The organism is Mycobacterium asiaticum (assembly GCF_001673635.1).
GTDB classification, from domain to species: Bacteria; Actinomycetota; Actinomycetes; order Mycobacteriales; family Mycobacteriaceae; genus Mycobacterium; species Mycobacterium asiaticum_C.
In genome coordinates, this window is record NZ_LZMH01000010.1 from 107,782 (window position 1) to 133,576 (window position 25,795).

General features: G+C 66.5%; 29 protein-coding genes and 1 pseudogene. 23 read left to right on the forward strand and 7 right to left on the reverse strand.

Annotated features, from left to right (window positions below; all coding sequences use genetic code 11):
- Positions 1-31 precede the first annotated feature (31 nt).
- The 3 genes from A5645_RS03155 to A5645_RS03165 all read left to right on the forward strand — a co-directional run bounded on the left by A5645_RS03155 (position 32) and on the right by A5645_RS03165 (position 2,219).
- Positions 32-430, forward strand: a complete 399-nt coding sequence (locus A5645_RS03155; RefSeq protein ID WP_065037440.1) for a hypothetical protein — start codon at positions 32-34, stop codon at positions 428-430.
- 176 nt (positions 431-606) lie between these two features.
- Positions 607-1,551, forward strand: coding sequence for an Rv1363c family protein (locus tag A5645_RS03160; RefSeq protein WP_065128436.1), 945 nt, complete (start codon positions 607-609; stop codon positions 1,549-1,551).
- On the forward strand, positions 1,548-2,219 hold the full coding sequence (locus tag A5645_RS03165) for a hypothetical protein (RefSeq protein WP_436405458.1): 672 nt from the start codon (positions 1,548-1,550) through the stop codon (positions 2,217-2,219). The genes A5645_RS03160 and A5645_RS03165 overlap by 4 nt, the downstream gene beginning before the upstream one ends.
- 84 nt (positions 2,220-2,303) lie before the next feature.
- Here A5645_RS03165 and A5645_RS03170 read toward each other — a convergent pair whose 3' ends face one another.
- Both A5645_RS03170 and A5645_RS03175 read right to left on the reverse strand, forming a co-directional pair.
- A complete protein-coding gene (locus A5645_RS03170) occupies positions 2,304-3,476 on the reverse strand; it encodes an acyl-CoA dehydrogenase family protein (protein WP_065036405.1) in 1,173 nt (390 codons plus the stop codon).
- Positions 3,460-4,458 carry an acyl-CoA dehydrogenase family protein gene (locus tag A5645_RS03175; protein WP_065036406.1) on the reverse strand — a complete coding sequence of 333 codons (999 nt, stop codon included), beginning with the start codon at positions 4,456-4,458 and terminating at the stop codon, positions 3,460-3,462. The genes A5645_RS03170 and A5645_RS03175 overlap by 17 nt, the downstream gene beginning before the upstream one ends.
- A 103-nt stretch (positions 4,459-4,561) precedes the next feature.
- On the opposite strand from A5645_RS03175, the gene A5645_RS03180 reads away from it, so the two are divergent.
- From A5645_RS03180 to A5645_RS03190, 3 genes are read left to right on the forward strand one after another with little or no spacing between them, the layout of a single operon-like run.
- Positions 4,562-5,062 (forward strand): nuclear transport factor 2 family protein, encoded by a 501-nt coding sequence (locus A5645_RS03180; RefSeq protein WP_065036407.1) that lies wholly within the window; start codon positions 4,562-4,564, stop codon positions 5,060-5,062.
- Entirely contained in the window at positions 5,059-6,159 is a 1,101-nt protein-coding gene (locus tag A5645_RS03185; RefSeq protein ID WP_065128437.1) for an NAD-dependent epimerase/dehydratase family protein, read from the forward strand. The genes A5645_RS03180 and A5645_RS03185 overlap by 4 nt, the downstream gene beginning before the upstream one ends.
- Positions 6,156-7,136, forward strand: a complete 981-nt coding sequence (locus tag A5645_RS03190; protein WP_065036409.1) for an NAD-dependent epimerase/dehydratase family protein — start codon at positions 6,156-6,158, stop codon at positions 7,134-7,136. The genes A5645_RS03185 and A5645_RS03190 overlap by 4 nt, the downstream gene beginning before the upstream one ends.
- Here the strand turns inward: A5645_RS03190 and A5645_RS03195 are convergent.
- Positions 7,125-7,403 (reverse strand): annotated as a pseudogene (locus tag A5645_RS03195) (nitroreductase family protein); the annotation flags it as partial. The gene A5645_RS03190 and the pseudogene A5645_RS03195 sit on opposite strands and share 12 nt — an antisense overlap.
- Before the next feature lie 82 nt (positions 7,404-7,485).
- On the opposite strand from A5645_RS03195, the gene A5645_RS03200 reads away from it, so the two are divergent.
- The 8 genes from A5645_RS03200 to A5645_RS03235 all read left to right on the forward strand — a co-directional run bounded on the left by A5645_RS03200 (position 7,486) and on the right by A5645_RS03235 (position 14,429).
- Positions 7,486-8,625, forward strand: coding sequence for a phosphotransferase (locus A5645_RS03200; protein ID WP_065128438.1), 1,140 nt, complete (start codon positions 7,486-7,488; stop codon positions 8,623-8,625).
- Between the two features lie 198 nt (positions 8,626-8,823).
- Entirely contained in the window at positions 8,824-9,201 is a 378-nt protein-coding gene (locus A5645_RS03205; RefSeq protein ID WP_172830448.1) for a DUF4189 domain-containing protein, read from the forward strand.
- Positions 9,202-9,344: 143 nt separating this feature from the next.
- A complete protein-coding gene (locus tag A5645_RS03210; protein ID WP_065036412.1) occupies positions 9,345-9,725 on the forward strand; it encodes a carboxymuconolactone decarboxylase family protein in 381 nt (126 codons plus the stop codon).
- Positions 9,726-9,727: 2 nt separating this feature from the next.
- Positions 9,728-10,621: an NAD(P)-dependent oxidoreductase gene (locus A5645_RS03215; protein WP_065128439.1), complete on the forward strand. Its 894-nt coding sequence runs from the start codon at positions 9,728-9,730 to the stop codon at positions 10,619-10,621.
- A 267-nt stretch (positions 10,622-10,888) separates the two neighbouring features.
- Positions 10,889-11,971 carry an amidohydrolase family protein gene (locus A5645_RS03220; protein WP_065036442.1) on the forward strand — a complete coding sequence of 361 codons (1,083 nt, stop codon included), beginning with the start codon at positions 10,889-10,891 and terminating at the stop codon, positions 11,969-11,971.
- A 22-nt stretch (positions 11,972-11,993) separates the two neighbouring features.
- Positions 11,994-13,139, forward strand: a complete 1,146-nt coding sequence (locus tag A5645_RS03225) for an amidohydrolase family protein (protein ID WP_065036414.1) — start codon at positions 11,994-11,996, stop codon at positions 13,137-13,139.
- Between the two features lies 1 nt (position 13,140).
- Positions 13,141-13,545: a Rieske (2Fe-2S) protein gene (locus A5645_RS03230; protein WP_065036415.1), complete on the forward strand. Its 405-nt coding sequence runs from the start codon at positions 13,141-13,143 to the stop codon at positions 13,543-13,545.
- A 17-nt stretch (positions 13,546-13,562) separates the two neighbouring features.
- A complete protein-coding gene (locus A5645_RS03235; protein WP_065128469.1) occupies positions 13,563-14,429 on the forward strand; it encodes an alpha/beta fold hydrolase in 867 nt (288 codons plus the stop codon).
- 17 nt (positions 14,430-14,446) lie between these two features.
- Here the strand turns inward: A5645_RS03235 and A5645_RS03240 are convergent, their stop codons facing one another.
- Entirely contained in the window at positions 14,447-14,920 is a 474-nt protein-coding gene (locus A5645_RS03240) for a hypothetical protein (RefSeq protein ID WP_065128440.1), read from the reverse strand.
- Between the two features lie 33 nt (positions 14,921-14,953).
- Here A5645_RS03240 and A5645_RS03245 point away from each other — a divergent pair, with 33 nt between their 5' ends.
- From A5645_RS03245 to A5645_RS03260, 4 genes are read left to right on the forward strand one after another with little or no spacing between them, the layout of a single operon-like run.
- Positions 14,954-16,237 (forward strand): NADH-ubiquinone oxidoreductase-F iron-sulfur binding region domain-containing protein, encoded by a 1,284-nt coding sequence (locus A5645_RS03245; protein WP_081288127.1) that lies wholly within the window; start codon positions 14,954-14,956, stop codon positions 16,235-16,237.
- A 2-nt stretch (positions 16,238-16,239) separates the two neighbouring features.
- Positions 16,240-16,536: a ferredoxin gene (locus A5645_RS03250; RefSeq protein ID WP_065128441.1), complete on the forward strand. Its 297-nt coding sequence runs from the start codon at positions 16,240-16,242 to the stop codon at positions 16,534-16,536.
- Positions 16,533-17,318 carry an SDR family NAD(P)-dependent oxidoreductase gene (locus A5645_RS03255; RefSeq protein WP_065036419.1) on the forward strand — a complete coding sequence of 262 codons (786 nt, stop codon included), beginning with the start codon at positions 16,533-16,535 and terminating at the stop codon, positions 17,316-17,318. Before A5645_RS03250 ends, A5645_RS03255 begins: the two co-directional genes overlap by 4 nt.
- Positions 17,306-18,274, forward strand: coding sequence for a phosphotransferase family protein (locus tag A5645_RS03260; protein ID WP_065128442.1), 969 nt, complete (start codon positions 17,306-17,308; stop codon positions 18,272-18,274). The genes A5645_RS03255 and A5645_RS03260 overlap by 13 nt, the downstream gene beginning before the upstream one ends.
- Here the strand turns inward: A5645_RS03260 and A5645_RS03265 are convergent.
- Together A5645_RS03265 and A5645_RS03270 are read right to left on the reverse strand one after the other, a co-directional pair.
- Positions 18,271-19,566, reverse strand: coding sequence for an acyl-CoA dehydrogenase family protein (locus tag A5645_RS03265; RefSeq protein ID WP_065128443.1), 1,296 nt, complete (start codon positions 19,564-19,566; stop codon positions 18,271-18,273). The genes A5645_RS03260 and A5645_RS03265 overlap by 4 nt on opposite strands.
- A gap of 84 nt (positions 19,567-19,650) precedes the next feature.
- Positions 19,651-20,436, reverse strand: coding sequence for an enoyl-CoA hydratase/isomerase family protein (locus A5645_RS03270; protein WP_065128444.1), 786 nt, complete (start codon positions 20,434-20,436; stop codon positions 19,651-19,653).
- A 109-nt stretch (positions 20,437-20,545) separates the two neighbouring features.
- Here A5645_RS03270 and A5645_RS03275 point away from each other — a divergent pair, with 109 nt between their 5' ends.
- The 5 genes from A5645_RS03275 (at position 20,546) to A5645_RS03295 (ending at position 25,402) form a co-directional block, all read left to right on the forward strand.
- On the forward strand, positions 20,546-22,201 hold the full coding sequence (locus tag A5645_RS03275) for a thiolase C-terminal domain-containing protein (protein ID WP_065036423.1): 1,656 nt from the start codon (positions 20,546-20,548) through the stop codon (positions 22,199-22,201).
- Positions 22,198-23,073 carry an alpha/beta hydrolase gene (locus A5645_RS03280; RefSeq protein WP_065128445.1) on the forward strand — a complete coding sequence of 292 codons (876 nt, stop codon included), beginning with the start codon at positions 22,198-22,200 and terminating at the stop codon, positions 23,071-23,073. Before A5645_RS03275 ends, A5645_RS03280 begins: the two co-directional genes overlap by 4 nt.
- Entirely contained in the window at positions 23,073-23,885 is an 813-nt protein-coding gene (locus A5645_RS03285; RefSeq protein WP_065036425.1) for an NAD(P)-dependent oxidoreductase, read from the forward strand. The genes A5645_RS03280 and A5645_RS03285 overlap by 1 nt, the downstream gene beginning before the upstream one ends.
- Positions 23,886-23,993: 108 nt before the next feature.
- Complete coding sequence (locus tag A5645_RS03290; protein WP_065128446.1) at positions 23,994-25,202, forward strand: cytochrome P450; 1,209 nt, start codon at positions 23,994-23,996, stop codon at positions 25,200-25,202.
- 8 nt (positions 25,203-25,210) lie between these two features.
- Positions 25,211-25,402, forward strand: coding sequence for a ferredoxin (locus tag A5645_RS03295; RefSeq protein WP_036365181.1), 192 nt, complete (start codon positions 25,211-25,213; stop codon positions 25,400-25,402).
- A gap of 79 nt (positions 25,403-25,481) precedes the next feature.
- Here A5645_RS03295 and A5645_RS03300 read toward each other — a convergent pair whose 3' ends face one another.
- Complete coding sequence (locus A5645_RS03300) at positions 25,482-25,787, reverse strand: DUF1330 domain-containing protein (RefSeq protein ID WP_065036428.1); 306 nt, start codon at positions 25,785-25,787, stop codon at positions 25,482-25,484.
- Between the last annotated feature and the right edge of the window lie 8 nt (positions 25,788-25,795).

Below are 25,795 nucleotides of genomic sequence, written 5' to 3' on the forward strand. Positions count from 1 at the left end.
AGCGACCCTTGCGCTCGCCCTGCTGATCGCCGTGGCCGGGTTGACTGGTACACCGACCGCCCATGCGGACATGCAGGTTGGCAACTACATGGCGAATACGGACCGGGATCGCGGCCACAACTGGCTTTGGGCGATTCGGCCGTGCATATCACGCCAACCGGGATGCGTGACCGTCCAATCGGTACCGCAACCCAACGGGCAAGCGGCGTGGTGGCAGGCAGACGCCCACCTCGCCAATGGCCGCTACACCATGGCGGTCGATGTGCCGGATGGCGTGCGGTGTGTGGTCCAGTTCTTCCCCTCACATGACGTCTATTCGTGGGATGCAGTCTCGCTGAGCGGTGAATTGGTCACCACCTACGACACCGGCTGCGGAGGTGGCCCGGGGGGAACCGACTCTTATCCCTTTACGCTCATGCGATGGGGGTAGCCGCGAACACCTTGGTCTGCGGGAACGCTATCCCGTGCTGACTCGCGGCGCGTGCACGCGCCGGCTGGGCCGCTCCGTCGATGCGCACTTTTCGACAGGCGATGCTGATGCAGGAATGGCCAACACCAGTGACACCGGGGTTCAGACGATGATGATGGTGACGGGTAGGAAGCGCGATGAGTGAGACGAAACCACCGCCGGATGATTCGGCCACCTCGAAAGCCGACGCGATGGCGTTGCTGGAAGAAGCCGAGGCGGAGGCCGCCGAAGCCGAGGCGTTAGCTGCTGCGGCTCGGGCGCGGGCCCGCGCCGCCCGGCTCCGACGCGAGATGCTGGCAAAGGCTGAGGTCGAGGCCGAGGCCGCGGAGGCCGAAACAGCCGAGGCTGAGGTCGAGGCCGATGAGGCCATTGATGCCGAGGCCGAAACCACCGAGGCCGAGGTTGAGGCCACTGATGCCGAAGCCGAAACCACCGAGGCTGACGTTGAGGCGACTGACGCCGAGAGCGAGGCCGACCGGGACGCCGATGACGTCGACCAGGACGCGGACGAGGTCGATGAGTCCGAGTCGCTGAGCGACGAGGAGACAGTCGAAGCCGCAGCGCTGCCATCCCGGTCAGCCCGCCGGCGACGCTGGTTGCCGTCCCTGTCCACCACTCTCAAAGTGGCCGCGCTAATCCTCACCTGCGCGTTTGTCGCCGCGAGCGGATACATGCTGTGGTACGAACACAACGCCAACGAGCGACACCAGCGCGCCGCGAACTTCGTCGCCGGTGCCAAGCAGGGCGTCATCAACATGACCTCCTTGGACTTCAACAGGGCCAAGGAAGACGTCCAGCGCTTGCTCGAGAGCTCCACCGGCGAATTCAGGGACGACTTCCAGCAGCGTGCGAAGGATTTCGTGACGGTCGTCGAGCAGTCCAAGGTGGTCACCCAGGGAACGATCACCGCGACCGCCGTCGAATCCATGAACGACAACTCCGCATCGGTATTGGTCACGGCGACATCGCGGATCACCAATGCCGCGGGCGCCAAGGATGAACCACGCGTGTGGCGGCTCCGGGTGACGGTGACCGAAGAAGGCGGACAGTACAAGATGTCGAAGTTGGAGTTCGTAGCGTGACCAAGGAAAGCCGCGTATCCGACGACATCGAAACCGCCGAGACGGCAGATGTTGTCGAGGTTGTCGACGACGATCCGGACGCCGCCGAGGATGAGGTCACCGATTCGGTGACCGAGGCTCCCGCGGCGGATGACTCCGAAGAACCACGTAAGCGCGAGCGTCGTAACCGGTCTCCCAGGCTGGCCAAGGTGAACGTCGTTACCGTAGCCCTGGTCCTGCTGCTGCTGACGTCCGCTGGTGTGGCGACGTGGTTGTACTTTGCGCGCTATCAGCCCAACCGACAGACCGACCCCGGTGTCGCCCAGACCGTCGTCCGCGCGGCATCCGAAGGAACGGTCGCGCTGCTCTCCTACTCACCCGAGTCGCTTGACAAGGACTTTGCCAATGCCAAGCTGCACCTGTCCGGGGATTTCCTGTCGTACTACAACCAGTTCACCGAGCAGATCGTGGCCCCGGCGGCCAAGCAGAAATCGCTGAAAACCACCGCCCACGTGATCCGGGCCGCCGTGTCGGAGTTACACCCGGATTCGGCGGTGGTTCTGGTGTACGTCGACCAGAGCACGACGAGCAAGGACAAGCCGGAGCCCGCCATGACGGCCAGCAGCGTCCTGGTGAGCATGATCCGGTCCGACGGCAACTGGCTGATAACCAAGTTCGACCCGGTCTAGGAGTCAGCGCGAGCAGACGCGAAAGCCCCCGCGCGCACGGCGCGTCGGGGGCTTTCGCGTCTGCTCGCGGGGGGACGGGACGGCCTAGCGGGGCAGGCCGAGCACACGCTGAGCGATGATGTTGCGCTGGATCTCCGACGTGCCGCCGGCGATCGTGCCCGAGAAGCTTCGCGCATAGCGCTCGAACCAGCTGCCGTAGTAGTGGTCCAGGTTCATCGGCTCGTACGGTCCGGTCAGGGCGGGGCTGATCAGACCGTCACCGCCGGCGGACTCCAGCGCGAGTTCGAACGCGCGCAGCTCCGCCTCCGAACCCAACAGCTTGAGCACCGAGATCGCCGCCACATCGTCCTCACCGCGGGCCGCGCGGGCCAGCGCCACCGAACCCAGCAGCCGCAGCGCCTGCTTGTCCATGATGGTGCTGGCGTAGCGATCGCGCTCGAGCTCATTGCTGGGACGAAAATCGGCGATGGCGTTGTCCAGCCGATCGGCGAATCCGAGCCACATCATGGTGCGCTCGTGGCCCAGCGAGCCGTTGGCCACCCGCCAGCCCTGGTTCAACTCGCCGACCAGGTTCTCCGCCGGCACCCGCACGTCGGTGAAGAACACCTCGTTGAAGTCCAGGTCATCGGCCGAACAGATCGACGGAAAGGGCCGCCGCACAACACCTTCGGTGTCGGTCGGGATCACCAGCACGCTGATGCCCTTGTGCTTGGGGGCGTCGGGGTCGGTCCGCACGAACGTCAACAACACATCGGCGTCGTGCGCGCCCGAGGTCCACACCTTCTGCCCGTTGACAACGAAATGGTCACCCTCCAGCACGGCGCGGGTGCGCAACGAGGCCAGGTCGGAGCCCGCGCTCGGCTCGCTCATGCCCAGCGACGCGGTGATCTCGGCGCGCAGGATCGGCACCGCCCACCGGTGCTTCTGCTCCTCGCTTCCGAACGACAGCAGCGATGCCGCAACGATATTCACGCCCTGCGGGTTGAAGCTGTGATAGATGCGCCGGCGGCCCAGCTCAGCCAGGTAGACGAACTGCTGCAGCACCGTCGCATTGCGGCCGCCGAACTCCGGTGGCTGACTCGGCAGCAGCCAGCCGTTGTCGAACAGCAGCCGCTGCCATCGCCGCGCCCACTGCGGCATGTGCGACACCGAGCGCGGACGCTCCTGCAATTCGCTTGCGGAGGGCAGGTTCTCGTCGAGAAATGCCGAGAACTCCGCCCGGAACTCCTCGACGTCGGAATCAAAAGTCAGCTGCACGGTACTCCTCGGCGATCTGCGCCCGGTGCTCCGATGCGCCGCCCAGCATCAACTCCCCCGCCTTGGCCCGCTTCAGCGCGAACTGCAGATCGTTCTCCCAGGTGAATCCCATTGCCCCGTGCAACTGCAGCCCGTGCCGGAACACTAGTGACTGGCACTCACCCGCCGACGCCTTGGCCATCGCGGCGGCCAGCCGGCGTCGAGGATCGTCGGCGGAGATGGTCAGCGCGGCGAAGTAGGCCAGCGCCCGCGCGCGCTGGATCGCGACGTGCATGTCGGCGGCCTTGTGCTGAACGGCCTGGAACGAACCGATCGGTACCCCGAACTGGTGACGACTTCGGACATGCTCGAGCACCAGATCCAGGATGCGCTGGCAAGCGCCCACCATCGTCACGGCCATCCCGGTCAGCGCGATATGGCGGGCGCGCTCGGGATCCACTGCCAAGCGGTCACTTTCGGGCACCCGGACGCCGCCGAAAGACAGGTCCGCCACGTGCAGCACCGGATCGAACACCGATTCCCGACGAGCGGTCAGCGCACTGGTGTCAGTGAGGAACACTCCCGCTGCGGTGACCACCGCGACGCGATCGACGCGATCGCCGTCGAGCACGTGGCGGGCGGTGCCGTCGAGCACCCAGCCGTCGACATCACGACGCGCGGAGACCCCGCCATACACGGCGGTGCCGGACTGGTTCGGGTCGAACCGCTCCCCGACCAGCGGCGCGAACTGACTCATCGTCGCCAAAAACGGCGTCGGGTCGGTGGCGTGGCCGAGTTCCTCGAGCACGATCGCCAGCTCCACCGCACTGGCCGGGTCGTTCAGCTCGGTCCAGCCAAGTTCCACGTACAGCTTCCACAGCGGCTCGGTGTCGGCGCCTTGTTCGGCAACGCTGCGCACCAGCGATGGCGGGCATTGCTTGGTGACGACATCGCGCACCGTGTCCTGCCACAGCCGCTGATCAGCATCGAACTCCAAAAGCATCCGGGGCCGCCTCCCGTCGGGGATTATCAGGCGAGAATAACATTCTCTTTGGCGGAAGTTGTAATCTCAAAACCGGCTATGACTTTATACCGAAGGGGCCACGATGCTGGATACCGCAGCCGCGCTGTGGGAGATCGAGGCGATCAAACAATTGAAGGCCCGATACTGCCGCTACCTGGACACCAAGCAATGGGATGACTGGCGGCAACTGTTCACCGACGACTTCGTCAGCGACACCTCGGGGTCGGGCGGCAAGGTGATCCACGGCGCCGACGAGTTCGTGGCGTTCGTCCGCGGCGCGCTGGGCAAGCCGTCCCAGCCCACGGCGCATCAGGTGCACGCACCGGAGATCACCCTCACCTCCGACACCACCGCGACCGGGATCTGGGCGTTGCAGGACGTCGTGCGCCTGGCGCCCGGCCTCAACCTCGACGGGCGGGGGCACTATCACGAGACCTACGAAAAACTCGACGGCCGATGGTTGATCAAGACCTCCACCCTGACCCGGCTCCGTGAGGATTTCTTCAATCCGCTGTTCTCCGTGCGTATCTCCCCCCGGTTGCGGGACGCCGGGTCCGCGCTTGCACGCAGGTTCACCCGGTGAACACCACCCTGGTCACCGGCGCCTTCGGGCAGGTCGGCAAGCGGTGCGCGGAAATCCTGCTCAGCCGTGGCCACACCGTGGTAGCCATGGACCTGGCCAACGAGGCTTCCGTCGCGGGGGCCGCGGTCCTGTCCGCGGCCGCCGGCCCCGGCACCCTTTTCCCGGAATACACCGACCTGCTGGACGCTGACGCGGTCGCCGCGGTGCTGGCGCGCCACCAACCCGCCGCGATCGTGCACCTGGCGGCCCTCGTCTCGCCGCCTTCGTATCGCAACCCGGCGCTGGCGCGCCGAGTCAACGTCGACGGCACCCGTCACCTGGTGACGGCGGCCCGGGCGTTGCGCGAACCACCGTTGTTCGTATTCGCTTCCAGCGCCGCGGTTTACGGATCCCGCAACCCCTACCGGTACCCGGAGCGCATCACCGGAGACACCCCGGTCAGGCCGGTCGACCAGTACGGGGAGGACAAGGTGCTCGCCGAGGCGGTCATCACCGAGAGCGGGCTTCCCTATGCCATCCTGCGACTGGCCGCGATCGTCTCGCCCGACGGTGCCGCCAACTTCGACGGCGACTACCTCATGCTGGTGCGCGCCACTCCGGTCGATAACCGCATGCACATGACCGACGCCCGAGATGTCGCCCTGGCGTTCGCCAACGCGGTGGATCGGCGCGACCGCGTCGACGGGAAGGTGCTGGTGATCGCCGGCGACGAGACGAACGTCCACCTGATGAGTGATGTGCAGGACGACATGATGGCCGCGGCAGGGCTGGGCCGGCTCGGCCCGTCGATCGGCCTGCCCGGTGATCCCGACGACGACCTCGGGTGGAGCTTCACCGGCTGGTTCGACACCACCGAATCACAAGCGCTGCTTGAGTATCAGGAACACGACTGGGCGCAGACCGTTGCCTGGGTCGGCGACTCGATGGGCCGGCGCCGCCTACTACTGCGCGCCCTCGGGCCGGTGGTCCGCCCGCTGCTGCGGACGGTCCTTGCGTTGCAGCGCCGCATCGAACGCCGCGGCCCGTACGCCGACCCGTGGGCGTTCCTGCGGGCCAAGTACGGTCCCGGCATGCTCGCCGAGGGGGCGCAAGCATGAAGAAACTGGTCATCGGCGCCAGCGGGTTTGTGGGCTCGCACGTCACTCGCCAATTGGTGGCAGCCGGCGAAGACGTGCGGGTGATGATCCGCAAGACCAGCGCGACAAGAGGATTCGATGACCTACCCGTCGAACGCTGCTATGGCGACATCTTCGACGTCGCGGCGTTGCGCGCAGCGATGACCGGTTGTGACGTCGTGTATTACTGCGTGGTCGACGCGCGGATGTGGCTACGTGACCCGGCACCGTTGTTCCGCACCAACGTCGAGGGTCTGCGGCACGTGCTCGACGCCGCGCTCGGCGCGGACTTGCGGAAATTCGTATTCACCAGCAGCACCGGGACACTGGCGATCAACGACCGCCGGCCGGTCACCGAGGACGATCCGCACAACTGGAATGACGGCGGCGCCTACATCGAATCGCGCATCGCCGCCGAAGACCTCGTCCTGCGGTACGCACGCGAGCACGGGCTGCCGGCGGTCGCGATGTGCATCTCGACAACCTATGGCCCGCTGGACTGGGCGCCGACACCGCACGGCGGCCTGCTCGCCCGCGTCGCCAACGGCCGGTTCCCGTTCTACCTGGGCTTCTCCTCCGAGGTCGTCGGGATCGAGGATGCCGCGCGCGCAATGCTTCTGGCGGCAGACAAGGGACGCGCCGGCGAGCGTTACATCGTCTCCGACCGATACATGAGCACCAAGGAGTTGCACGAGATCGCCGCCCGCGCGGTCGGACGGCGTCCACCGCGCATCCCAATCCCGATGGCTGTCCTCCGCGGTGCGGCGCGGGCGAACGACTTCGCCGCCGGTGTGCTGAATCGCGACCTACCCTTCGCCTACGTCGGGGCGCGCATGGCCGAACTGATGTCCCCGTTGGACCATGGCAAGGCCCAACGCGAACTTGGCTGGAAACCCGAGCCTGTCGAGGAATCGATCCGCAAGGCGGCGCGGTTTTTCACCGGCCAGTCAGCTGAGTAGCTCGGTGGCAAGCCGGTCCCAGCGGTCGAGGTTGACCGCCTCGGCGAGGGGACGACGCCGGACCGGCCCGTAATTGCCCTTGGGCCAGCCGACGACGATGTGGCCTGCCAGCATCCAATCGTCCGGCACGCCAACGGCTTCCCGCAGCAGTGGCTCGCCGCCGTAGGACGCCCAGCTGGTCATGCACGCACCCAGCCCCTGGGCGCGCGCCGCCAGCAGAAAGTTCTGCATGGCCGGGAAGATCGACCCGCCCAGGGTCATCACGCTCCTTCCCCAGCGTGACAATATTCGCCAAATATGTAAAGTCAATGGCCACGCAGCAGCCCGTCGTCAGCCAGGATGAATCGTTATGAAAAAGCACCTCATGCAAGCCCTTTCGGTCGCCCGACTGGCCGCGCACCTGGGCCGCGGGGTGGGCCGGGTGGCGACCGACGCGGTGGTCGGAAGCCGTGGGCGACTGCCGCGCACCGTCGACGGCCTCGATGCCGCCGCACTCTCCGCGGCAATGGGCGCCACCGTGACCGGCGTGGAGATCCTGGACAGCGACGCCGGAACATCCTCACGCGCCTGGCTGCGGTTGTCCGGCAGTGACGTCGCAGAGGGTGTCCCGGCGACGGTGTTCGTGAAGCTTTCAGCGCAGACGGCCGCGACCCGCCTGATGGGCGAACTCGGCCGGCTCGGCCATACCGAAGTGCGGTTCTACCGCGACCTGGCTCCCGCACTGACCGGGCTCCCCAAGGCTTACGGCGCCGCATTCGATCCGCGGACCGGCCGCTACCTGCTAGTGCTGGAAACACTGCCCGCGGCCTCCTGCGAATTCCCCGACACCCTGCACCCGCTGTCTGTCGACGAGGCCGGCCTGATCGTCGAGCTGCTGGCCCGACTACACGCCACCTGGTGGGGACGACCACCGCGTTGGCTTTACACCCCGTCGGGCGACGCCACCTCCCTGCTGACCGGCGCGCTGATGAACGCCTCGATCAAACGCCTCGCCGAGCGGACCGACGCCCCCGTGGACACCCCCGATCGACAGGGCCGCTTCATCGCCGCCAACTACCGCGCGGTCGCCGCACTGATCGACACGCCCCCGCACACCGTGATGCACGGCGATGCACACCCCGGCAACGTCTACTTCCGGGACGGCAGGCCGGGCTTGCTGGACTGGCAGGCGGTGCGGCGCGGGCACCCGTCGCGCGAACTGGCCTACACGCTGGTCACCAGCCTGACCCCGGAAGACCGGCGGGTCGCCCAGCGTGACCTGCTCGGCGTCTACCGGCGCGCCCTGGCCGCCGCGGGCGGACCCGAGCTGGACGGTGACGACTTCTATCGACGCTACCGGCAGGGCGCGTTGTACGCCTATGTCGCCGCGCTGATCACCGCCGGGATGGGCGGGATGCAGGACGACGCCATCGCAATGGAAGGCCTGCGACGCGGCGTCACCGCGCTCGAAGATCTGGAAACGGTTGCGGCGCTGCGCACTTCGCTCTGATTGCCGGTCGCGCAGCGGGCATCGCTCAGGCGGGACGGCTCATTTCAGCTGGTATGCTAGAAGGCGCATGTTTCGTTGTTGTAAACATGTGCTCACACGTATTCGGTCACCACTTTCGAGAAAGGGTTCATGACCATGACGGCACGACAAAGACGTCGCGTCGCGCTTGCCCTCGCAAGCCTGTTAGCTGCCTGCGCAATGGCCTTCACCCTGATCCATCCGGCCAGCGCCCGTACCCATCAGGCTTTGCCGACCCAGGCGGCCCCCAGCGTGCCGACCGACGCGCCCACAAATATCCCACCCCTGCTCAAGCACTACGGTGCGATCGCCTACGGCCATGACGGCGCTTCCGGTACGGCGCGGCGCCACAAGTCGAAGCTGGGTGCACAGCAACTAGCGATGGAGCGGTGCGGCTCTGAGACCTGCACGATCCTGACCACCTTCACCCACTGCGGCGCGGTGGCACACGACGGCGCCGTGTACCACGGCGGTCTGGGGTTGTCGCGCAGCGCGGCCGAGGCGCACGCGGTCTCCCGGCTCGGCGGCGGCTGGATCGTCAGCTCGGTCTGCAACTAGGCGCTCTAGGCGCCGAGAGCCAACTCCGTTGCCCGACAGCCTGATCGTCGGGCACCGGCAGCCCGCCCCATTGCCGCTCGCTGGTCCGATCCGGTCCCCTCCTAAGCTGCTGGCAAATGACTCAGCGGCGAAGGAGAACCGGATTGGACAGCGAGACGTATCAGCGTGGTAGGCAGATCCGCTCCGAGGTGCTGGGCAAGGAATATGTGGACCGGGCAATCGCCGACGCCGACGACTTCACCGGACCCCTGCAGGACCTCGTCACGGAGTACTGCTGGGGCGCGGTGTGGGGCCGCGACGGGCTGAGCCGCAAGACGCGCAGCATGCTCAACCTGGCCATGACCTCGGTGCTCAACCGCCCCCACGAACTGCGGACGCACCTCAAGGCCGCCCTGACCAACGGCGTCACGCGCGACGAAATCCGCGAGGTCTTCCTGCAGGTTGCGATCTACGCCGGCGTGCCAGCGGCGGTGGACAGCTTCCGCACCGCCGGCGAGATCTTCGCCGAACTCGACGAGGCTTAGCCGTGCAGATCGGGTTCGTCGGGCTGGGAAACATGGGCGGCCCGATGGCACGCCGGCTCATCGAGGCGGGCCACGACCTTGTCGTCTTCGACACCCACCGACCGGCCGTCGAACGTCTCGTCGCGCTCGGGGCGCAGGCCGCGTCCGCGCCGCGGGAGGTGGCCGACCGGGCCGACACCGTGCTGGCGAGCCTGCCCACCCCTGCGGTATCGCTCGAGGTGGCCATCGGTGACTCCGGAGTGATCGCGGGCGCGCGGGTCGCGCGTTACGTCGACCTGTCCACGGTTGGGGCGACCACGGCGGTACAGATCCACGACCGGCTGGCGCAGCACAACATCGCCGCCCTGGACAGCCCGGTCAGCGGCGGGGTGCGCGGCGCCGAACGCGGAGCCCTCGCGGTGATGGTGTCCGGCCCGCACGCCGAGTTCGACATCGTCGAGCCCGCGCTCGAAACCCTCGGCCGGCCGTTCTACGTGGGCGACAAACCGGGTTCGGCGCAGACCATGAAGCTGGCGAACAACATCCTGGCGGCCAACGTGCTGGCCGCCACGGCGGAAGTCGTCGTCATGGGCGTCAAAGCCGGCCTGGACCCGGCGGTGATGATCGACGTGCTTAATGCCGGCTCCGGCGCCACCAGTGCCAGCCGGGACAAGTTTCCCCGGGCGATCCTGCCGCGAACCTTCGACTACGGGTTCGCGACGGGCCTGATGGTCAAGGACGTGCGGCTGTACCTCGAGCAGGCCAGGGCACTGGGTGTTCCGGTCGAGATAGCCGACACCGTCGGGCGGATCTGGGAGGCCGCGGCGCAAGAACAGGGCCCCGACGCGGACTTCACCACCGTGATCAAGCCGTTCGAAAAGGCCGCCGGCGTGGTCGTGCGACCCGGCGCCACGTAGTGCCCCGACCGCCGAACGTGGGCCGTATGTACGCCGCGATGCGAGATCGCGTACCGGAGCCCCACACTCGACGCCACAGTGTTACAACCAAGCCGGAGAATGTTATTATCCGGAATTAAGAACAAGACTTGCAACCGACTCGGAAAAGTGGCGTTAACCAGGACAGATGACTAACCGAGATGCTTACCGGATATCCATTGATGGATCGCCTGGCGAAATGTTAGGTTATCTATCATATGGCCCTGCCGCGGCCGGAGGATGGCGCTCGTGATCGAACACTCAGACGGGGTGCGCACGCCGGTCATCGACGCCAGCGTGCACATCTTCTTCCCGTCCAACAAGGACCTGCGCAGCTTTCTGCGCGAGCCGTTCAAGAGCCGCGGGTTCCCCGACTACGAGATGGACTGGTACGGCGCCCCCGGTGGTGAGTACGCGCCGGACACCAAGGGACCCGACCGTCAATACCCGGGCTCTGACCCCGAATTCGTTGCGCACGAGCTGTTTTCCAAGCGCGGGGTCGATGTGGCGGTGCTACACCCGATGGCGCGCGGCATCATGCCCGACCGGCATCTGGGCAGCGCACTGCATGCCGCCCACAACGAGATGATGGTGTCGCGTTGGCTGGAGTCAGACGACCGGTTCCGCGGCACCATCCGGGTCAACCCGGACGACATCACCGGCGCCTTGCGCGAGATCGACAGGTGGCGCGGGCACCCGCGGGTGGTCCAGATCGGCGTCCCGCTGCAGTCCCGCGAGCTCTACGGCAAACCGCAGTTCTGGCCGCTGTGGGAGGCGGCCGTCGACGCGAACCTGCCGGTGGCCGCGCACATCGAGGTCGGCTCGGGGATCGCCTTCCCGCCGACCCCGAACGGCAACACCCGAACCTACGAGCAGTACGTCAGCTTCATGGCGCTCAACTACATCTATCACCTGATGAACATGATCGCGGAGGGCGTGTTCGAGCGCTTCGACGGCTTGAAATTCGTGTGGGGTGACGGCGCCGCGGACTTCGTGACGCCGTTCATCTGGCGGATGGACACCTTCGGCCGGCCGCACCTGGAACAGACGCCCTGGGCACCGCGCATTCCCAGCGACTACCTGCCCGGTCACGTCTTTTTCGTGCAGGGCAGCCTCGACGGTCCCGGAGACGTCGAGTTCGCGGGAGAGTGGTTCAGCTTCACCGGCAAGGACGACATGGTGATGTTCGGCAGCAGCTACCCGCACTGGCAGTGCGGCGACATCACCAAGTTGCCCAGCGCGTTGTCCGCCGAACAGCGGGAGAAGTTGTGCTGGCGCAACGCGGCCGAACTGTACGGGATAGACATCGCCGTCGATTCGGGCGCACAGTAGAAATGAGGCCGAGGAGGTCGAAATGACGCTCACCCACACGCAGGAACGTGTCCCGCCCACCGAGCGCATCGCCGTGCGGTGCGTCGACTCGGATGTCCACCCGGTCCCCAAACGCGGCGAGATCATCCAGTACATCCCCGAGCCGTGGCGCAGCCAGTACTTCCTCACCCGCAACGTGGGTGAGCAGATCTATTACGACGCACCGGATTATGCCCATGCCTATGCGATGCGGGTGGACACTTTCCCGCCGGACGGTGAATTTCCGGGCAGTGACCCGGACATGGCGTTCCGGCAGCTGATCATGGAAGCCGGCTCGGACATCGCGATCCTGGAACCGGCCGCCTACCCCGCTCGCATCCCCGAAGCGCAGCACGCAATGTCGGTCGCGCTGAACGACTGGCAGGCAAACCATTGGCTGGACAGTCACAACAACTGGCATCAGCGGTGGCGCGGTTCGATCTGCGCCGCCATCGAGGACCCCGAAGCGACGGTGCAGGAGATCGAGCGCTGGGCCGGGCATCCGTACATGGCGCAGATCTTGATCAAGGCCGAGCCGCGGCCGTCCTGGGGAAATCCGAAATACGACCCGATCTGGGCGGCGGCCACCAAGCACGACATCACCGTGAGCTGCCACTTGTCCCGCAGTCAATTCGACGAGCTGCCGATCCCGCCGGTGGGTTTCCCCAGCTACAACCACGACTTCATGGTGACCTACTCGCTGCTGGCCGCCAACCAGGTGATGAGCCTGATCTTCGACGGAGTCTTCGACCGGTTCCCGGAACTGCGCATCGTCTTCGTCGAGCACGCGTTCACCTGGATACTGCCGTTGATGTGGCGCATGGACGCGATCTACGAAGCCCGCAAATCCTGGGTGGAGATCAAGCGCAAGCCCTCGGAGTACGTCAAGGACCACATCAAGTTCACCACCCAGCCGCTGGACTACCCGGAGGACAAGACCGAGTTGAGTCGCGCGTTCGAGTGGATGGAGTGCGAGAAGATTCTGCTGTATTCCTCGGACTATCCGCACTGGACCTTCGATGACCCGCGTTGGCTGGTCAAGCACCTGCCCAAAGCCGCGCGGGAAGCGGTGATGTTCAAGAACGGCATCGCCACCTATCACCTGCCGGAGACCGTGCCGGTCCTCGAGGGCCAGACCCGGGTCCACTGACTTGGCATCGGAAGAAAACGGGGCGGTGAAGCAGCCCCGCCTCGCTCAGGGCCGCGAGCATGTCGTTGCCACCGTCGACGAAATTCCGCCGGGAACCCACAAGCTGGTTCCGATCGGGCGCCACGGCGTCGGTGTCTACAACGTCAACGGCACGTTCTATGCGATCGCGAATTACTGCCCGCACCAAGGTGGCCCGCTGTGCTCGGGCCGGGCCCGTGGCCTGACCGTCGTCGACGAGAGTGCCGCCGGGGACGCGGTCATGGTCCGAGACCTGGAGTACATCTACTGCCCTTGGCACCAGTGGGGTTTCGAGCTGGCGACCGGCACCACCGCGGTGAAACCGGAGTGGAGCATCCGGACCTACCCGGTCCGGGTGATCGGCAATGACGTGTTGGTGATGGCGTGACCCGGCAGGAGAACCGCGTGTCGTCGATGGAGATCAACGGGGGCAATGTCGTATATGAAATCCTGGGTGAGACAGGCGATCTCATCGCCCTGACGCCCGGTGGACGGTTTAGCAAGGACATCGACGGGTTGCGTCCGCTGGCCGGCGCGCTGGCCGACGGCGGGTATCGCGTGTTGCTATGGGACCGGCCGAATTGCGGTGCCTCCGATGTCCAGTTCTACGGGCAGAGCGAATCGCACATGCGTGCCGAGACATTGCACAAATTGGTCACCGGGCTGGGCTTCGAGCGATGCATTCTGGCCGGGGGTTCCGGTGGCGCAAGGGATTCGATGCTGACCACGATGCTCTATCCGGAAATGGTAACCAAGCTGGTGGTCTGGAACATCGTCGGCGGCATCTACGGCACCTTCGTGCTGGGTTCCTTCTACATCATCCCGAGCATTCTCGCGGTGCGCGGCACCGGGATGGACGGCGTCATCAAGGTTGCGGAATGGCGCGACCGCATCGAGGAGAACCCGGCCAACAAGCAGCGCTTCCTCGACTTCGACAAGGACGAGTTCCTGAAGGTGATGCTGCGCTGGCTCAACGCGTTCGTGTCCAAGCCGGGCCAGACCATCCCGGGCGTCGAAGACGAAATGTTCGACCGCATCAAGGTTCCCACGCTGATCATTCGGGGCGGCGAGAACGACATGGATCACCCCAAACGAACATCACTGGAAGTCAGCTGCCTGATCAAGGGATCGAAGCTGATCGATCCGCCGTGGCCAGAGGACGCCTGGGAGCGGGCGTCGGAGGATCGCGCCGCGGGCCGGGTGACGCACTTCAACATGTTCGACACCTGGGTACAGGCGGCGCCCGCGATTCTGGAATTCCTGGATTCGTGATGGGTCTCGTAATGCGTTCAGACCGTGCGGATGTGGACCTCGCAGTTGAGCGAGGCCTCGAGGGCGGTGTGGACCCGGCTTTCCGGCACCCGCTCGAGGTCGGCCTCGCGCAGGGTGACGTGGACGACGTCGTATCCGTCGTCGCCGGGCTCCCGAACGATCTCGCCGGTGACTCCGAATGCGGCCAGCACACCATGGGCGTCGTCGTCGGTCCCCCGGCTCACGAACGTCACCACCCCGGCCGCCGGGCTGGTACCGAAGGCCTTGCCGCACAGCCCGATCGCCGTCGTTTTGGCCGATTCGACGTCGCTGCCCGCGATGAGCACCTCGACGACGCGGCCACCGGGTGGTCGGCTCGCGAGATCGATGTCCACCACTTCGGCGTCCGCAGCGCCGGCCAGGCCGAGGAGCGCTGCCATGCCCTCGCGTAATTGTGCGGCGGTGAGCAAACCGTCCGGGTCGACATCAATCCGCACCACCGCCGTCCGCATGCCGCAAAGCCTAACCGCATGGCGGGATGAACCGTGAAGACGGACGCCGCAATCCGTACCGCAGTCTGGCCGTCTTTGGAACCCCGACTGCTGACGGAGGCCGTCGAGCGCGAGGACGCTGCACTCTATCGCGAGCGCGGCGGGTACCTGCCGCTGGTGGATGCCGATCAACTGCTTGGCGAGGTCGACGCCAGCGGACTGGTCGGTCGCGGCGGCGCCGGCTTTCCGCTCGGCGTGAAGCTGCGCACCGTGCGCGACAACGGACGCGCCGCCGGTGGCGCGGTGGTCATCGCGAACGGCGAAGAGGGGGAACCGGCTTCGGTCAAGGACCGCTGGCTGCTGCGGCACCGGCCGCATCTGATTCTGGACGGTTTGCGGCTGGCCGCGACAATCGTGTCCGCCCGGCGCGTGTATGTCTATGTCTCGGATGCGGATTCGGCACGGAGCATCGAAGCCGCACTGGCCGAGGCCGTTCAGGAGGATCTCGATGTCGAGGTGTGGACGGTCGAGCCGGGATACGTGGCGGGCGAGGAGACCGCGGCGGTCCAGGCGATCAACGGCGGGCCGGCCAAACCCACTGACAAGCCGCCACGGCCGTTCGAAGTCGGCGTCCGGGAATTGCCGACGCTGATCAGCAACGTCGAGACCCTGGCGAACCTGCCGTACCTGCAGCGCAACGGCGCCAAGGCGTTTCGCACCTCGGGCACGGTGCTGTCGCCGGGCACCTTTTTGGCCACGATCACCGGAGCCGGCCGGCCACCGGCACTCTACGAATTGCCACACGGTCTGCCGTTCACCGAACTGCTTGCATTGCACGGGGTTTCCTCGGAGCAGCTGCGTGGTGTCCTGATGGGCGGCTACTTCGCCGGCCTGCTCAACCGCGGCGTGCTGGACACCCGGCTGGATCACGAGACAATGCGCGGCATCGGCAGCGGGTTGGGTTGCGGCGCAATTTCATTGATCACCGACGACTGTCCGGTCGCGGTGGCGGCCTCCGTACTGGCCTACTTTGACCGCGAGAACGCCGGGCAGTGCGGGTCCTGCTTCAACGGCACCGCGGCGATGGCGGCCGCCGCGGGGGCGCTGCGGGACTCCGCGGCCACGACGGAGGACGTCGATCGGTTGCGCCGCTGGTCGGTGGTGCTCCGCGGTCGCGGTGCCTGCGGGACATTGGATGCCGCCACCAACGTCGCGGCGTCGCTGCTCGACCAGTTCCCCGCGGAAGTGACGCGCCATCTCGAGGGAACGTGCCCGGATTGCGAACACGGCGCATACCGCGCCGAGCGTCCCTACGAAGTACCGGTACCGGTGAGGTGACCATGAGGATCCGTCTCGACCGCACCATCTGCGACGGCTTCGGGCTGTGCGCCAAGCATGCACCCGCGTACTTCTCGCTCGACGACTGGGGCTATGCGTCCCTGGTCGGCGACGGCAACGTGGCGGAGCTGGACCACGATCCGGTGATGCGGGCGCTGCTGGACTGCCCGGTGCATGCGATCACCGAAGTCGGTGATCGCAAGCCGAGCATCCCGCACCCGGAGCTGCACGACGACGAGGACCCCGCCGAGCATCTCAAGACGGAGTCCAACGAAGCGCAGTGGGGCTTTACGCGTTGAGCGGGCGGTGCGCCGGTCTGACCGCGCTGGTGACCGGAAGCAGCCGGGGCCTGGGCAAGGCGATCGCGCAGCGGTTGGCCAGCGAGGGCGCCATCGTGGCGCTCACCGCGCGGACGCTGGAGCCCGACCCGAAATATCAAGGCTCGCTGCAGGAAACACTCGACGAGATCCGCAACGGCGGGGGTTCGGCCATCGCGATCCAGGCCGACCTGTCGAAAACCGAAGACCGGGAACGGCTTTTCGCCGAAGTCGTCGACGGTGTCGGTGCGCCGGACATCCTGGTGAACAACGCCGCGGTGACCTTTCTGCGGCCACTGGACGGGTTCCCGGAGCGGCGGGCGCGCCTGATGATCGAGATGCATGTGCTGGCGCCTTTGCACCTCACTCAGCTGGCGATCCCCGCGATGCGGGAACGCGGCCGTGGCTGGGTGCTGAACGTGACCTCCGTGGGCGGCGACCTGCCCAGCGGTCCGCCGTTCGACGAATTCGACCGCAGCGCGGGGTTCGGCATCTACGGCACCGTCAAGGCCGCACTGAACCGGCTCACCAAAGGCCTTGCCGCAGAACTGTACGACGATGGCATCGCTGTCAACGCGGCGGCGCCGTCCAATCCCGTCGCGACCCCGGGCGCGGGCACCCTGGATCTGGCCAAGACGGACACCGAGGACATCGAACTGATCACTCAGACGGCACTCGAATTGTGCACCGGTGACCCGAAGTCGCTTACCGGCCGCATTGCCCACACCCAACCGTTCCTCCGTGAAATCGGGTGGCTGAGCTGACCGACGCCCTCGATCGGCTGCGCCGCCGGCTCGCCCAGATCGAGGGGTTGCGTCCGCTCACCGGCGGAGCATCCAGCCTGACCTACGCCGGGCAGCTGGACGGTCGGCAGGTCGTGGTCAAGGTGGCCCCCGCCGGCATCGCACCGACGGGACACCGCGACGTGTTGCGCCAGAGCCGCCTGATCAGATCGCTGGGCGGCACCGCGGTGCCGGTGCCCGAGGTGCTGTGGGAGGACCCGGGCGAGCCGCCGCAAGATCCGCCTTTGTTCGTGATGTCCATGCTGCCGGGCAGCTCGCTCGAGCCGTTGTTCGATCTGGACGGCACGGAACTCAAGGAATCCGATGTGTCCGAACGTTTTCGGAGTGCGGCGATCACTCTGGCGCAGCTGCACTCCGTACACCCCACCGCCGTCGGTTTGGGCGCTGAGCCGGTGTTCACCGCGACAGCCGAGGTCGAACGGTGGTGCCGGACACTGGAAACGGTCGACCCCGCGCTGGCCCCGAGGTGGCGTGAGGTCGGCGCCGCGTTGCTCGATCGGGTGCCGGCGCCGCTCGGTCCCGCCGTCGTGCACGGTGACTTTCGGCTGGGCAACCTGCTCGCCGTCGCGAGCCGCGTCACCGGCGTGATCGACTGGGAGATCTGGTCGGTTGGCGATCCCCGGATGGACATCGGCTGGTTCCTGATCAACAGCGACCCGCAGACATATCAGCGGCCGACTCCCTACGTCGGCGGCACCCCCTCACTCGACGAACTGACCGCGGTCTACCAAGCGGCCGTCGGTTTCCCGGTGCCCGATCTGGGTTGGTTCCAGGCGCTGGCCTGTTTCAAATCTGTGGCAACCTGGTCGCTGATCGTCAAGCACAACCGTCGACGGCCACACCCCGACGCCGAGTTGGAGGCCATGTCAAAAGCCCTGCCGCACTTGCTTTCACGTGCCGGCCAGTTGCTGGGTTAGCCGCGCGGTATGCCGGTGAGTTGCTTGGCGAATTTCTGCTCGGCGGCCTCGCGCAGACGCAGCAGGTGCTCGGAGGGGAACAGGTCGGGCGCCGGCTTGTATTCCTTGAGGAGCAGGCGCGCCAGCACGGTCTTGTGCACCTCGGTGGGCCCGTCGGCCAATCCCAGCACGAATGATTCGACCAGGTGCTGCACGAATGGCATCTCGTGCGTGGTGCCCAGCGAGCCGTGTATCTGCAGCGCGCGCGCCGACACGTCGTGCAGCACCTTCTGCATCATCGCCTTCACCGCGGAGATGTCGGCGCGTACCGCCTTGTAGTCGTTGTGCTGGTCGATCTTCCATGCGGTCTGCAGGGTCAGCAGGCGGAAGGCCTCGATCTCCATCCACGAGTCCGCGACCATCTCCTGGACGAGTTGCTTGTCGCCGAGCAGCTGGCCCTGGGTATGGCGGGACACCGCCCGTTCGCAGAGCATGTCGAAGATCCGGCGCACCAGGCCGACGGTGCGCATGGCGTGGTGGATGCGGCCGCCGCCCAGCCGGGTCTGTGCGACCACGAAGGCGCCGCCGCGCGGGCCGAGCATGTGATCGGCCGGGACCCGGACGTTTTCGTACCGCACGTAGCCCTCGCGGCCGCCGCCCATTGGCTGATAGCCGAGTCCCACATTGCGCAGCACGTTGATACCCGGTGTTTCGCCCGGCACCACGAACATCGAATGCCGTTCGTACGGAGGGGCTTCCGGGTCGGTTACGGCCATCACGATCAGGAAGGATGCCATCGAGGCAAAGGAGGAGAACCACTTCTCCCCGTTGATCACCCAGTGATCCCCGTCCTGCACCGCCGATGTGGTGAACACCTTGGGGTCGGCGCCGCCTTGGGGCTCGGTCATCGAAAAGCAGGACACAATCCGGTTGTCCAGCAACGGCTCCAGGTAACGCTGCTTGAGCTCGGGGGTGCCGTAGTGGGCCAGGATTTCACTGTTGCCCGAATCCGGCGCCTGCGAACCGAACACAATCGGCGCGCATTCCGACCGGCCGAGGATCTCGTTGAGCAGGGCCAACTTCAGCTGCCCGTAGCCGGGGCCACCCAAGTGGGGTCCGAGGTGGGTGGCCCACAGGCCCCGCTCCTTGACGATCTTCTGCAGGGGCGGGATCAGGGCCTGACGCACCGGGTCGTTGAGGTCGTGGGATTCCTTGACGAGCAGGTCGACGGGTTCGCACTCCGAGCGCACGAAGTCGTCGACCCAGGCGAGTTGAGCCGCCCATTCGGGGTCAGTCGAAAAGTCCCACGCCACTGGTGAATCCTCTCTTGACTCTGCGCACAGGGCGCGATTTCGGCAATATTCGCGCCCTGAGCGCAGGCTCAACTCGGAGCGGGTTCACTGCGACCACTTGCGGCGCAGCGCGGCGGCCTCGTCGGTGGCATGGGTGAGCACTTGATTGCGATTCTCCAGTTCGATCGCCGGACCGAACCCGGCGGCGTCCGTATTGACCTGCAGCGTCCGCTTCGTCATGCGCACCCCCAGCGGCGCGAGATCGGCGATGCGGCCGGCCAGCTCCACCGCATGGTCGAAAAGCCGTTCAGGCTCCACCGTTTGGCTGACCAACCCTCTGCGGTCGGCTTCCTCGGCGGACACGGTGCGCCCGGTGAGCATCCAGTCCGCGGCGACGCTGGTGCCGACGATTCGCGGCAAGTGGTAGCTCATGCCCATTTCGGCGCCCGACAGACCCAGCAGGATCGCCGCGTTGCCGAAAGTGGCAGCGGTGGAGCAGATTCTGATGTCGGCCGCCAGGCACAAGGCCAGACCGGCGCCCACGCACGGGCCGTTGACCGCCGCGATGACCGGCTGAGGCAGGTTGCGGATCGCCTCCGGTATCGCGGCCATCGCCTCTTGGAAGCGGAGCCGGTCGATGGCAGGGGCGGTGGCCGCCGGCACGTCGGCTCCGAAGTTGCGTACGTCGAGGCCCGAACAGAAGCCGCGCCCCGCGCCGGTGAGCACGATGGCGCGCACCGAGCCGCCGGAGTCGGCATCGGCCAACGCGGCGAAGGCGTGCATGAACTCCGCCAGCATCGCGTCGTTGATCGCGTTGAGCCGTTCGGGACGGTTGAGCCGGATCACCACGACACCGGGGCGCGGTGTCTCCTGAACCAACGTTTCCGTCACATCAACCCGCTCGCCGGTGTTCGCTTCGTCCCTGTCCGCAGATGATAACGTAATTCTCGGATTCGCATAACGGGCCTACCAAACGGGCCCGGCCACCCCCGGAGGTGACGTGTCGACAGCACCGGGACGACCACTGCCGCTGGTCACCGATGAGAACGAGTTTTTCTGGACGGCCGGCGCCGACGGGACGCTGCGGTTCCAGGAGTGTCGGGCGTGCACTGCGCTGATCCATCCGCCGGCACCGGTGTGCCGCTACTGCCGCAGCCGGGACATCGGCGTGCGGGACGTCTCCGGCAAGGCCACGCTGGCCGGGTTCACCGTGAACCACCGGTTCAGCCTGCCCGGTATGCCCGCGCCCTACGTGGTGGCGCAGGTGGCGATCGTGGAGGACCCGCGTATCCGGTTGACCACCAACATCGTTGAGGCGGACCCGGAGCAACTGCAGCTCGGGCAACCGGTCGAGGTGGTGTTCGAACACTTCGAGGATGTGTGGCTGCCGCTGTTCCGGCCGAGCGCCGATACCGAGCCGGCCGCGCTGCCCGACGACGAGATCGCGCCGGAGCGCTTCGGCGAACACGTCCGGCCGATGCTGACGGCGGAGAAGTTCGAGGACAAGGTCGCACTGAGCGGCATCGGCATGTCCAAGATCGGCCGCCGGCTGATGGCGGCGCCGCTGTCGCTGACCGTGGAAGCCTGCGAGGCCGCGATCGCCGACGCCGGGCTGACCTTCGACGACATCGACGGCCTGTCCACTTACCCCGGCGGCGGCAACTTCGGCGGCTTCGGTGAGGGCGGTGTCACCGCCCTGGAGGCGGCGCTGGGCATCCGGCCGACCTGGCACAACGGCGGCATGGAAACCTTCGGCCCGGGCGGGTCGGTGATCGCCGCCATGCTCGCGGTCGCGACCGGGCTGGCCCGGCATGTGCTGTGTTTCCGGACGCTGTGGGAAGCCACCTTCAACGAGTTGATGAAGCAGGGCAAGATCGTCCCATCCGGCGGCCGGACCGCCAGCTGGCAGTGGCCCTTCGGCGCCACGTCGGCCGCACACACGTTGGCGCTCAACGCACAACGCCATTTCCATCGTTACGGCACCACAAAGGAGACGCTCGGCTGGATCGCGCTGAACCAGCGCGCCAACGCCGAACTGAATCCGACGGCCGTCTACCGCGACCCAATGACGATGGACGACTACCTGAATGCCCGGCCCATCACCACACCGTTCGGCCTGTACGACTGCGACGTGCCGTGCGACGGTGCCGTCGCCGTCATCGTCTCGGCCGCCGACGCCGCCCGCGAGCTGGCCAAGCCGCCGGTGCTGGTCGAGGCGGTGGGCACCCAGATCGTCGAGCGCATCGACTGGGACCAGAGCACGCTGACCCACGAACCGCAGGTGCTCGGCCAGGCCGCACATCTATGGACCCGCACGGCGCTCAAGCCGTCGGACGTCGACGTCGCCGAACTCTACGACGGGTTCACCATGAACTGCCTGTCCTGGATCGAGGCGCTGGGCTTCTGCGGGATCGGTGAAGCTCGCGAATTCCTGGATGGCGGTAAGAACATCGCCCGCGACGGCCTGATACCGCTCAACACGCACGGGGGCCAGCTTTCGCACGGCCGTACCCACGGCATGGGCCTGCTGCACGAGGCGGTCACCCAGCTGCGTGGTGAGGCCGGTGCACGGCAGGTCGCCGACGCCCGCGTCGGTGTGGTGAGCAGTGGCGGCCTGACGCCGAGCGGTGTGATCTTGCTCAGGACGGAAGCATGACCCGCCCGAGGGTGGTGATCGTCGAAGGCGTACCCATGTCCGGCATCATCGCCGCAGCCGAGGACCCCAAGGCCGTCGTGGTGGCCATCCACGGCGGCGGGACCACCGCGATGTACTTCGACTGCCCCGGACATCCCGAATTGTCGCTGCTACGTATGGGTCCCACGCTCGGGTTCACGGTGATCGCGCTGGACAGACCGGGCCACGGCAGTTCGGCGGCATACCCCGAGGCGGTGCAGACCCCGCAGCAGCGTGTCGACCTCGCCTATGGCGCGGTGGACCGGATCCTGGGTCAGCAACCACGCGGAGCGGGGTTGTTCGTGCTGGGCCATTCGGGCGGCTGCGAACTCGCGACGCGGATGGCCGCCGACCGTCGTGGCGCCGAACTGCTGGGCCTGGAACTGGGTGGCACCGGGCGGCGCTATCACGACGCCGCAAAGGAGATCATGAAGGCGGCCGAGGTCAAGGAGCGTCCGCCCGGTACGCGCGAGTTGCTGTGGGAACCGCTGCACCTCTACCCGGCGGACATTCTGCGCGGAGTCACCAACTCGTCGACCGCCCCGCCCTACGAGCGCGATGTGGCCCTGAACTGGCCACACCGCTATTTTCCGGAGCTCGCGCCGCAGGTGCGGGTGCCGGTGCGCTTCACCCTCGGCGAGCACGACCGGGTCTATCGAGGCGACGACGACAATATCGCCGAGATCGCCGAAATGTTCTCGCAAGCACCGCTTTTCACTGCCAACACGCAGCCGAACGCCGGGCACAATCTCAGCCTCGGCCTCAACGCCGCCGACTATCACCGCAAGGTGTTCGCTTTTGTGGACGACTGCGTGGCCCGGGGCGCGGGCGATGAGGACCGCGAGGCCGGCTGATGCGCGTCGGCTTCATCGGCCTGGGTAGCCAGGGTGGGCCAATGGCGCGGCGGATCATCGACGCGGGGTTCCCGACCACGTTGTGGGCCCGCCGAACCGCCACCCTGGAACCATTCGCCGGCACCACAGCCGAGCCTGCCGGTTCGCCGGCCGAACTCGCCGCCGCCAGCGACCTGGTGTGCGTGTGCGTGACGGGCGACGCCGACGTCGAAGAAGTCCTCGTCGGAGGCGGGGTGCTGTCCGCGATGCCGCCGGACGGGGTGGTCGCGGTGCACAGCACCGTGCATCCCGATACCTGCCGTGATCTCGCGCAACAGGCTAGACGCCACGGTGTTTCGATCATCGATGCACCGGTGAGCGGCGGCGGCCCGGCAGCGGCGCAGGGTCGCCTGCTGGTGATGGCAGGTGGTGACGCCGACGTGCTGCAGCGCTGCCGACCTGTCTTCGAAAGCTTCTCCGACGCAGTCATTCATCTGGGTGATCTGGGGTCCGGTCAGACAGCCAAGCTGCTCAACAATCTGCTGTTCACCGCGAACCTGGGCACCGCCGCTGCCGTCCTGACGCTGGCGGCGGACCTCGGCGTCGCGCCCGAGCGGCTCGCGGCGGTGGTGTCGCGCAGCAGTGGGAACAGCTTCGCGCTCAACTCGATTGGCAAGACCGGCGGCCTGGAGCGGCTGGCGGGACTGGCCGGAACGCTGCTGCGAAAGGACGTGCGACTGCTGGCCGACCTCGCCGAGCAGGCGTCCGCGTCCGGCGGCGTTGCGCTCGATGCGGCCGATGCCGCGCTGGCCCTGATGGACGTGGCCAGATGAACCCGGCTATCCCTTTTCGCCGCGCCCAGAAACCGCTACCGTTACCGTTACAGTCAGGCGTTCAGCTGTAATGATTTCAGCCCGCAGCTCACACGCGAGGAGTGTTCAATGACCACCACATCGCCGGTCGTCTTCGATCCGTTCTCCGAAGACTTCTTCAACGGCGCCTGGGACACCTACCGGCGGATGCAGCAGGAAACACCGGTCTATTACAGCGAGCAGTACGACTTCTACGCGCTGACCCGGCACGCGGACGTCGCCGCGGGACTGAAGAACTTCGAACAGTATTCGTCGGCCTTCGGCATCGACCTCTCCATGGTGCGGACCGGTAAGCCACCGGAACAGAAATCGATCATCTTCATGGACCCGCCGGACCACCGGCATATGCGCAGCCTGCTCAACAAGGTCTTCACGCCCCGCGCCATCCAGTCGCAGCGCGAGATGGTGGGCCAGAAGATTGACAAGTACCTCAGCGGAGTCGATCCCGACCGGTTCGATGTGGTGCAGGAGTTCTCCGGACCGTTCCCGGTCGAGGTGATCACGACGATGCTGGGGGTGCCCGAAGAGCACGCCCAGCGGGTACGCCACCTGATCGACGAGTCGCTGCACCGCGAGCCCGGTCAGGTCGAAACCGGCGAAAAGGGCATGCAGGCCAACATCGAAACCGGCATGCTTTACTACGAGATCCTGCAGCAGCGCCGTGCCGAACCGAAGGACGACCTGTTCAGCAAGCTGATCGAGGCCGAGATCGAGCGTGAGGACGGCCAGAAGACCAAACTGGACGACATCGAGATCGCCGGCTTCGCAACGTTGTTGGGCGGGGCGGGCGCGGAGACGGTGACCAAGCTGGTCGGCAACGCGCCGGTGGTGTTCGCGCGATTCCCCGGAGAGTGGCAGAAGCTGTTGGACGACCGCAGCAAGATCCCGGCCGCCGTCGAGGAGCTGCTGCGTTACGAGGCGCCCTCGCAGTATCAGGTCCGCTGTTCGACGAAAGATGTCGAGCTGCACGGCGTCACCATCCCGGCCATGAAGCCGGTGTTCTTGATCAACGGCGCGGCCAACCGGGACCCCGATGCGTGGACCGACCCAGACACCTTCAACATCGACCGGGATCGTCACGAGGCACTGAACCTGAGCTTCGGCTACGGAATCCACAGTTGCCTGGGCGCGGCGCTGGCCCGCATGGAAAGCGCCATAGCGCTGGAGAAACTGCTGGACTTCATGCCCCGCTACGAGGTGGACTGGGCAGCCTGCAACAGAGTCCAGATGCAAAACGTCGCCGGCTGGAAGAATGTGCCGGTCAGGGTCATTCGGTAGGAACGGCGATGAGAATCGAAGTGGACTGGGAATTGTGCGAGAGCAACGGCGTGTGCATGGGCATCATCCCGGAGGTGTTCCAGCTCGGCGACGACGACATGCTGACCGTGTTGCAGCCCGAGGTCACCCCGGAGAACGAGGAACTGGTGCGCGACGCCGTGCGGCAATGCCCGCGGCAGGCGATCTCGATCGTGGACTAGACACCCAGACGTCAAAGTCCCCATTTCGCACCGAAATGGGGACTTTGACGTCTGCTCGCCACCAGTGGGCGACGGGCGATCAGCTTCCGGCCGGTGGCATTTCGAACCCGGCGATAATGACCGCATTGCAGTCCGCCGCCGCTTGGCGCAATTTCGCTGCCTTTTGATAACCCTCGGACTCGTACCACGCCTGGGCGGCATCCACCGATTCGAATTCCAGGACGACGGTCTGATCGCCATGCCAGCTGCCTTCGAGGACCTTGGGCGCGGTGTCCACGGCGAGGATGTTGACACCACCCATCGCCGGCCCCGCGGCCTTGCCGTACGCCTTCATACCGTCGGGGTCTTTGATGGCCTCGGTCAGGATGACGTATCCCTTCGCCACTGAATCTC

What these genes read in the sequence shown, in the direction of transcription:
- A5645_RS03160 (WP_065128436.1), top strand. Translation starts at nt 607, where the DNA reads ATGAGTGAGACGAAACCACCGCCGGATGATTCGGCCACCTCGAAAGCC.
- A5645_RS03175 (WP_065036406.1), bottom strand. Translation starts at nt 4,458, where the DNA reads ATGCTTTTGGAGTTCGATGCTGATCAGCGGCTGTGGCAGGACACGGTG.
- A5645_RS03180 (WP_065036407.1), top strand. Translation starts at nt 4,562, where the DNA reads ATGCTGGATACCGCAGCCGCGCTGTGGGAGATCGAGGCGATCAAACAA.
- A5645_RS03190 (WP_065036409.1), top strand. Translation starts at nt 6,156, where the DNA reads ATGAAGAAACTGGTCATCGGCGCCAGCGGGTTTGTGGGCTCGCACGTC.
- A5645_RS03200 (WP_065128438.1), top strand. Translation starts at nt 7,486, where the DNA reads ATGAAAAAGCACCTCATGCAAGCCCTTTCGGTCGCCCGACTGGCCGCG.
- A5645_RS03205 (WP_172830448.1), top strand. Translation starts at nt 8,824, where the DNA reads ATGGCCTTCACCCTGATCCATCCGGCCAGCGCCCGTACCCATCAGGCT.
- A5645_RS03225 (WP_065036414.1), top strand. Translation starts at nt 11,994, where the DNA reads ATGACGCTCACCCACACGCAGGAACGTGTCCCGCCCACCGAGCGCATC.
- A5645_RS03240 (WP_065128440.1), bottom strand. Translation starts at nt 14,920, where the DNA reads ATGCGGACGGCGGTGGTGCGGATTGATGTCGACCCGGACGGTTTGCTC.
- A5645_RS03250 (WP_065128441.1), top strand. Translation starts at nt 16,240, where the DNA reads ATGAGGATCCGTCTCGACCGCACCATCTGCGACGGCTTCGGGCTGTGC.
- A5645_RS03280 (WP_065128445.1), top strand. Translation starts at nt 22,198, where the DNA reads ATGACCCGCCCGAGGGTGGTGATCGTCGAAGGCGTACCCATGTCCGGC.
- A5645_RS03285 (WP_065036425.1), top strand. Translation starts at nt 23,073, where the DNA reads ATGCGCGTCGGCTTCATCGGCCTGGGTAGCCAGGGTGGGCCAATGGCG.
- A5645_RS03290 (WP_065128446.1), top strand. Translation starts at nt 23,994, where the DNA reads ATGACCACCACATCGCCGGTCGTCTTCGATCCGTTCTCCGAAGACTTC.
- A5645_RS03295 (WP_036365181.1), top strand. Translation starts at nt 25,211, where the DNA reads ATGAGAATCGAAGTGGACTGGGAATTGTGCGAGAGCAACGGCGTGTGC.